Annotated in this window: 6 protein-coding genes; 4 read left to right on the top strand and 2 right to left on the bottom strand. The window is 65.1% G+C overall.

All coding sequences use genetic code 11. The features are described 5' to 3' along the window. Positions 1 to 70: 70 nt before the first annotated feature. Entirely contained in the window at positions 71 to 1,963 is a 1,893-nt protein-coding gene (locus QMX96_RS19930) for a methyl-accepting chemotaxis protein (protein ID WP_043862185.1), read from the bottom strand. A gap of 229 nt (positions 1,964 to 2,192) precedes the next feature. Here QMX96_RS19930 and bamE point away from each other — a divergent pair, with 229 nt between their 5' ends. After that, positions 2,193 to 2,447, top strand: a complete 255-nt coding sequence (gene bamE / locus QMX96_RS19925; protein WP_043862184.1) for an outer membrane protein assembly factor BamE — start codon at positions 2,193 to 2,195, stop codon at positions 2,445 to 2,447. Then, positions 2,444 to 3,019, top strand: a complete 576-nt coding sequence (locus QMX96_RS19920; protein WP_043862183.1) for a lipocalin family protein — start codon at positions 2,444 to 2,446, stop codon at positions 3,017 to 3,019. Before bamE ends, QMX96_RS19920 begins: the two co-directional genes overlap by 4 nt. Before the next feature lie 26 nt (positions 3,020 to 3,045). On the opposite strand, the gene QMX96_RS19915 is transcribed toward QMX96_RS19920, so the two are convergent. Then, complete coding sequence (locus tag QMX96_RS19915) at positions 3,046 to 4,410, bottom strand: formimidoylglutamate deiminase (RefSeq protein WP_282362273.1); 1,365 nt, start codon at positions 4,408 to 4,410, stop codon at positions 3,046 to 3,048. A gap of 143 nt (positions 4,411 to 4,553) precedes the next feature. On the opposite strand from QMX96_RS19915, the gene hutC reads away from it, so the two are divergent. Then, positions 4,554 to 5,264: a histidine utilization repressor gene (hutC, locus tag QMX96_RS19910; protein WP_162484873.1), complete on the top strand. Its 711-nt coding sequence runs from the start codon at positions 4,554 to 4,556 to the stop codon at positions 5,262 to 5,264. Then, positions 5,261 to 5,833: a HutD family protein gene (locus QMX96_RS19905; protein ID WP_278929396.1), complete on the top strand. Its 573-nt coding sequence runs from the start codon at positions 5,261 to 5,263 to the stop codon at positions 5,831 to 5,833. Before hutC ends, QMX96_RS19905 begins: the two co-directional genes overlap by 4 nt. Positions 5,834 to 6,000: the final 167 nt, after the last annotated feature.

Genomic DNA, 6,000 nt, shown 5'->3' with positions numbered 1-6,000 from the left:
GGTCAAGCCCGCTCCCACTAGGACTATCGCTGTCCTTGTGGGAGCGGGCTTGACCCGCGATTGTTTCACCCTAGATCCTGAAGCTGCCCACCAGCTGCTTCAACCTGTCCACCTGGCTCTGCAGGTCATTGCAGGCCCGCAGCGTCGCCTGCAAATTCTCCACCCCTTCCTGATTCAGCGTATTGATCTCGGTGATGTCGACATTGATCGATTCCACCACGGCCGTCTGCTCTTCGGTGGCGGTGGCCACCGACTGGTTCATCCCGTCGATTTCGCCAATGCGCACGGTCACGCTGCCCAGGCGCTCGCCGGCCTGGTTGGCAATGCCCACGCTGTGCTCGCTCTGGCGCTGACTCTCGGTCATGGTGCCCACCGCCACCTGTGCGCCGGCCTGCAACTGCTCGATGATCTTCTGCACCTGTTGCGCCGAGTCCTGGGTACGGTGGGCCAGGTTGCGCACCTCGTCGGCCACCACCGCAAACCCGCGACCGGCCTCGCCGGCACGTGCCGCCTCGATGGCCGCGTTCAGTGCCAGCAGGTTGGTCTGCTGGGAAATGCCGCTGATCACCTCGAGAATCTGGCCGATGTTCACCGTGTTGGCGTTGAGCGTCTCGATATGGGTGCTGGCGTCGCTGATCTTGCTCGACAGCTGGTTCATCACCGCAATGGTCTGGTCGACCACCTGCTGGCCGTCCTCGGCCAGGTTGCGTGCTTCGCTGGAGTGCTGTGAGGCAAGGGCGGCGTTGTGGGCAATCTCATGGGCGGCGGCGCCCAGCTGGTTGATCGCCGCCGCCACGCTGCTGGTGCGGCCCGACTGCTGGTCGGCATTGTGGATCGACGCGTTCGAGGCGCTGACCACGCGCAGGGCCACTTCATTGACCCGACCGGTGGCCGAGGACACTTCGCTGATCGAGTTGTGGATACGTTCCACGAAGCGGTTGAACGAGGAGCCCAGCGCGCCGAACTCGTCATGGGCATGAATGCGCAGGCGCCGGGTCAGGTCGCCTTCGCCTTCGGCGATATCGTGCATGGCGCGGCCCATCACATGCAGCGGCTCCATCAGGACGCGGATCAGCACGCCGAGCAAGGCGATGATGATCAGCACGGCGATGGCCGTGGCCACGATGGCCGAGGTACGAAACTCGCCGAGCATGGCAAAGGCGTAGTCCTGGTCGACCACCATCGCCACGTACCAGTCGGCCGAAGGCACGCCGTTGACGCGGGTGAAGCTGATGAACTGCCGGCGCCCGTCCTGCTCGACTTCCTTGAGGCCGCTACCCGGCTGCGGCGTGCCCTGCGGGTAGGCATCGGCCAGGCGCTTGAGGGTCAGCGAGCTGTCCGGGTGGATCAGGATCTTGCCCTCGGCATTGACGATGAACGCCAGGCCGTGGCCGTCGAAGTTCAGCGAGTTGATGATGCTGCTGATGGTGTCCAGGTCGGTGTCGGCACCGCTGACACCGATCAGGCGGCCAGCCTGCTGCACCGGGGTGGCAATGGTGATCACCAGCTTGCCCGAGGAGGCCGAGACGTAGGGTTCGGTAACGATGCTGCGCCCGGCCTCGCTGGCGCCCTTGTACCAGCCGCGTACCCGCGGGTCGTAGTCGGCGGCGCGGTTGCCCGTGGGCACCGATTGCATGCTGCCGTCCTGGCCGCCGAAGTAGGTCAGGGTGAAGTTGCTGGCATACACCGGCAACGCCATCAGCCGGTCCAGGCTCGGCTTGCCGGGGCCATCCACGGCCACCTGCTGGGCAAACGAATGCTGCAGCTGGATGCGGCTCTGCAGCCAGGTCTGGATGTTGCTGGTGGTAAGGCTGCCGAGCTCCTGCATCGTGGCCTCGGTGTTGCTGCGCAGCGACTGGCGCTGGCGGTAATCGTTGAACAGGATGAAACAGGTAAACGCCACCGCGACCACAAGGGCGGCGGCCAGCAGGATCTTGTGGCTGAACTTCAGGTTTTTGGTCATTGCGAGGTCTGTCTGCACAAGGCGGTCAACGGGGAGGGCGCGGCGAAACGTCGCAGCGCCCTCCTGTGTCGTCCGCGCCGGGCAAAAAATGAGGCGGATGTGCGACTAGTCGACAAATGGCAACGATAACCGTGCAGGTAATTGGGGTTGCCGGGAACCGGATAGGGGTTTTTGCTTCTAAGCTCGAGTCAGGCCCCGTGCTTGCACCCTCATGTTCAGGAGTGACCCCATGTCGTTGCGTTCCCTCGCCTTGTTGTCGTTGTGCGTGTTGCTGGCCGCATGCAGCAAGATCAACCAGGAAAACTATTCCAAGCTCCAGGCCGGCATGCCCAAGGCCGAGGTCGAGCGACTGCTGGGCAGCCCCACCGAGTGTTCCGGCGCGCTGGGCATGACCAGTTGTACCTGGGGCGACCAGAAAGCCTTCATCAGCGTGCAGTACGCCGCCGACAAGGTGCTGATGTACTCGGGGCAGGGTCTCAAATGAAACGCCTGCCCCTGCTGTTGAGCCTGTGCGCCGGCCTGCTGCTGACCGGTTGTGCGCATTCGCGCGACGACGGGCCGTTGCCGCCCAAGACCGTCGACAGCGTCGACCTCAAGCGTTACCAGGGCAAGTGGTTCGAGCTGGCGCGGTTGCCGATGTTCTTCCAGCGCAATTGCGCGCAGAGCGAAGCGCATTACAACCTCAAGCCGGACGGCACGGTGGGCGTGCTCAACCGCTGCATCACGCTCGAGGGCGAGTGGGAGGAGGCCAGTGGTACGGCGACGCCACAGGTGCAGGGCAAGACCGACAAGCTGTGGGTGGAGTTCGACAACTGGTTCTCGCGGTTGCTGCCGGGGGTGACGAAGGGCGATTACTGGGTGCTGTACGTGGACAAGGACTACCAGACGGCACTGGTGGGTAACCCGGACCGCAAGTACCTGTGGATACTGTCGCGCACGCCGACGATTCCGGCGCTGGAGCGCGAGAGCCTGCTGGCGCGGGCGCGTCAGCAGGGGTATGACACCACGCGGCTGATCTGGCGGGTTTCGGACAGGGACATCGCGCACAGTCAGTGAGGGCCTCTTCGCGGCGTGGTTCTGGCTCAGCCCAGCAAGTTGCGCAGCACCCCGGCAAACGCCCGCGCACTCTGTTCTTCACCCGCATGCCGCCCCTGCTTGACCACCCACTTGCCATTCACCATCACATCGCGCACCTGCCGGTCGCCGCCGGCAAACAGCCAGCGATTGAGAACCCCGTCCCCGCTCGCCGTGGCGATATACGGATCGGCCCCATCCAGCACGATCCAGTCGGCCCGCCTGCCCACCGCCAGTTCGCCAACCGGCTGCCCCAGCGCCTGCGCACCGCCGGCCAGGGCCGCATCGAACAGGGTGCGCCCCACCATCGGCTGATCGGCCCCATGCAACCGGTTGCGCCGCTGGTCGCGCAGGCGCTGGCCATATTCGAGCCAGCGCAATTCCTCCACCACGCTCAGCGACACATGGCTGTCCGAGCCGATGCCCATGCGCCCGCCCTGGGCCAGGTAGTCGACGGCAGGGAAGATGCCGTCGCCCAGGTTGGCCTCGGTGGTCAGGCACAGGCCGGCCACCGCCTTGCTGCGCGCCATGGCGCTGACTTCGTCGGGCTCGGCGTGGGTGGCGTGCACCAGGCACCAGCGCTGGTCGACATCGACGTTTTCATACAGCCACTGCAACGGCCGGCGGCCACTCCAGGCCAGGCAGTCGTCGACTTCCTTCTGCTGTTCGGCAATGTGGATATGCACCGGGCAGGCCTTGTCGCCGGCAGCCATGACCTGGGCGATCTGCTGCGGGGGGACCGCGCGCAGGGAGTGAAAGCACAGCCCCAGGCGCTGCGCCGGTTGCTGGGCGAGCAGCGGCGCCAGTTGCGTGTGCAGGTGCAGGTACTGCTCGGTGCCGTTGATGAAGCGACGTTGCCCGTCATTGGGCGCCTGCCCGCCGAAACCCGAGTGGCTGTACAGCACCGGCAGCAAGGTCAGGCCGATGCCGGTGTCGGCGGCGGCCTGGCTGATGCGCAGCGACAGTTCGGCCGGGTCGGCATAGGCCTTGCCCTGGGCGTCATGGTGCACGTAATGGAATTCGGCCACCGAGGTGTAGCCGGCCTTGAGCATCTCGATGTACAGCTGGCGCGCGATGATGCCCAGTTGCTCGGGGCTGATCCGGCCCACCAGTCGGTACATCAGCTCGCGCCAGGTCCAGAAGCTGTCGTTGGGGTTGCCGGCCACTTCCGCCAGGCCGGCCATGGCGCGCTGGAAGGCGTGCGAGTGCAGGTTCGGCATGCCCGGCAGCAACGGCCCGGCCAGGCGCTCGGCGCCATCGGCCGAGGCGCCTGGCTGTACGCTATTCAACAGGCCGTCGGGGCCTGTCTCGATTCGCACGTTTTCTGCCCAGCCTGTAGGCAACAAAGCACGTTCGGCAAAGAACACGGACATCGGTACGCCACCCTTTTCTGGTTATTTGTATATACATATACAGACGTTTGCCTGCCCGGTAAACTGCGGCACTCTACCGGTCATACTCATCACCAAGGATTTTTGCCGTGTCGACACCTCCTGTCTCCGCGTTGGTTGCCCACATGGGCGAGGGCCCGGCGCCGCTGTATGCGCGGGTCAAGCAGATGATCGCCCAGCAGATCCAGAACGGCAGCTGGCCGCCGCATCACCGCGTACCGTCCGAGAGCGAACTGGTCACCGAGCTGGGCTTCAGCCGCATGACCATCAACCGCGCCTTGCGCGAGCTGACCGCCGAAGGCCTGCTGGTGCGCATGCAGGGCGTCGGCACCTTCGTCGCCGAGCCCAAGAGTCGCTCGGCGCTGTTCGAGGTCAACAACATCGCCGACGAGATCGCCGCGCGCGGCCACCAGCACAGCTGCAAGGTGATCACCCTGACCGAAGAGGCGGCAGGCTCGGAGCGGGCGCTGGCGCTGGACATGCGCGAAGGGCAGCGGGTGTTCCATTCGCTGATCGTGCACTACGAAAACGGCATCCCGGTGCAGATCGAGGACCGCTTCGTCAACGCCCAGGTCGCCCCGGACTACCTCAAGCAGGACTTCACCCGCCAGACCCCCTACGCCTACCTGTCCCAGGTGGCGCCGCTGACCGAAGGCGAGCACGTGGTCGAAGCGATCCTGGCCGAACCCGAGGAATGCCGCCTGCTGCAGATCGAGCCGGGCGAGCCGTGCCTGCTGATCCGCCGGCGCACCTGGTCGGGTCGCCAGCCGGTCACGGCGGCGCGCCTGATTCACCCCGGTTCCCGTCACCGCCTGGAAGGACGCTTCAGCAAATGAGTTCGTTGACCCTGTTACGTGCCGCCGACTACCCGCGCATGCCGTGGAAGAACGGCGGCGGCAGTACCGAAGAGATCACCCGCGATGGCGGGGCCGGCCTGGAGGGCTTTGGCTGGCGCCTGTCGATTGCCGACATCGCCGAGTCGGGCGGGTTCTCCAGCTTTGCCGGGTATCAGCGCGTGATCAGCGTGCTGCAGGGCGATGGCATGCGCCTGATGGTGGATGGCCAGGCCAGCCGCGAGCTGCTGGCGTTCGATGCCTTTGCCTTCAGCGGCGAAAGTGCAGTGAGCTGCAACCTGCTGGGCGGACCGATTCGCGACTTCAACCTGATCTACGCGCCGCAGCGGTTTGCCGCGCGGTTGCAGTGGCTGTCGGGTGACAGCCGGGTGTACAGCTCGGCCCAGACGCTGCTGGTGTTCGCGGCGCACGAGCGGGTGCGGGTCAAGGTCGCAGGGCATGCCGAGCAGTGGCTGGGTCGCTATGACTGCCTGCGGCTGGACGGCAATCACGGGTTGCTGGAATTCGAGGTCAGTGGGCAGATCTGCCTGATCGAGCTGACCGAACGTTAAGGGCTTCGCCAGCAAGGCTGGCTCCTGCAGGTTCCATTCTTTTTTTGCGTGTGGGAGCCGGCCTTGCCGGCGAAGCGGACGACACTGTTTTTTGGTTGCCTGTACTTGTACATACAAGTAAATATATGTTTGTATTGCATCCATGGCAGTGCCATCCCGAATTCGCC

It is taken from the genome of Pseudomonas sp. PS01300 (assembly GCF_029960155.1).
GTDB lineage: Bacteria > Pseudomonadota > Gammaproteobacteria > Pseudomonadales > Pseudomonadaceae > Aquipseudomonas > Aquipseudomonas palmensis.
The sequence above is the reverse complement of the archived record's forward strand: the minus strand, read 5'-3'. Positions and strand labels throughout refer to the sequence as shown.

Bases quoted from the DNA above. Each gene is read 5' to 3' on its own strand.
- QMX96_RS19930 (WP_043862185.1), bottom strand. From the start codon at position 1,963: ATGACCAAAAACCTGAAGTTCAGCCACAAGATCCTGCTGGCCGCCGCC.
- QMX96_RS19915 (WP_282362273.1), bottom strand. From the start codon at position 4,410: ATGTCCGTGTTCTTTGCCGAACGTGCTTTGTTGCCTACAGGCTGGGCA.
- QMX96_RS19920 (WP_043862183.1), top strand. From the start codon at position 2,444: ATGAAACGCCTGCCCCTGCTGTTGAGCCTGTGCGCCGGCCTGCTGCTG.
- QMX96_RS19905 (WP_278929396.1), top strand. From the start codon at position 5,261: ATGAGTTCGTTGACCCTGTTACGTGCCGCCGACTACCCGCGCATGCCG.
- hutC (WP_162484873.1), top strand. From the start codon at position 4,554: ATGGGCGAGGGCCCGGCGCCGCTGTATGCGCGGGTCAAGCAGATGATC.
- bamE (WP_043862184.1), top strand. From the start codon at position 2,193: ATGTCGTTGCGTTCCCTCGCCTTGTTGTCGTTGTGCGTGTTGCTGGCC.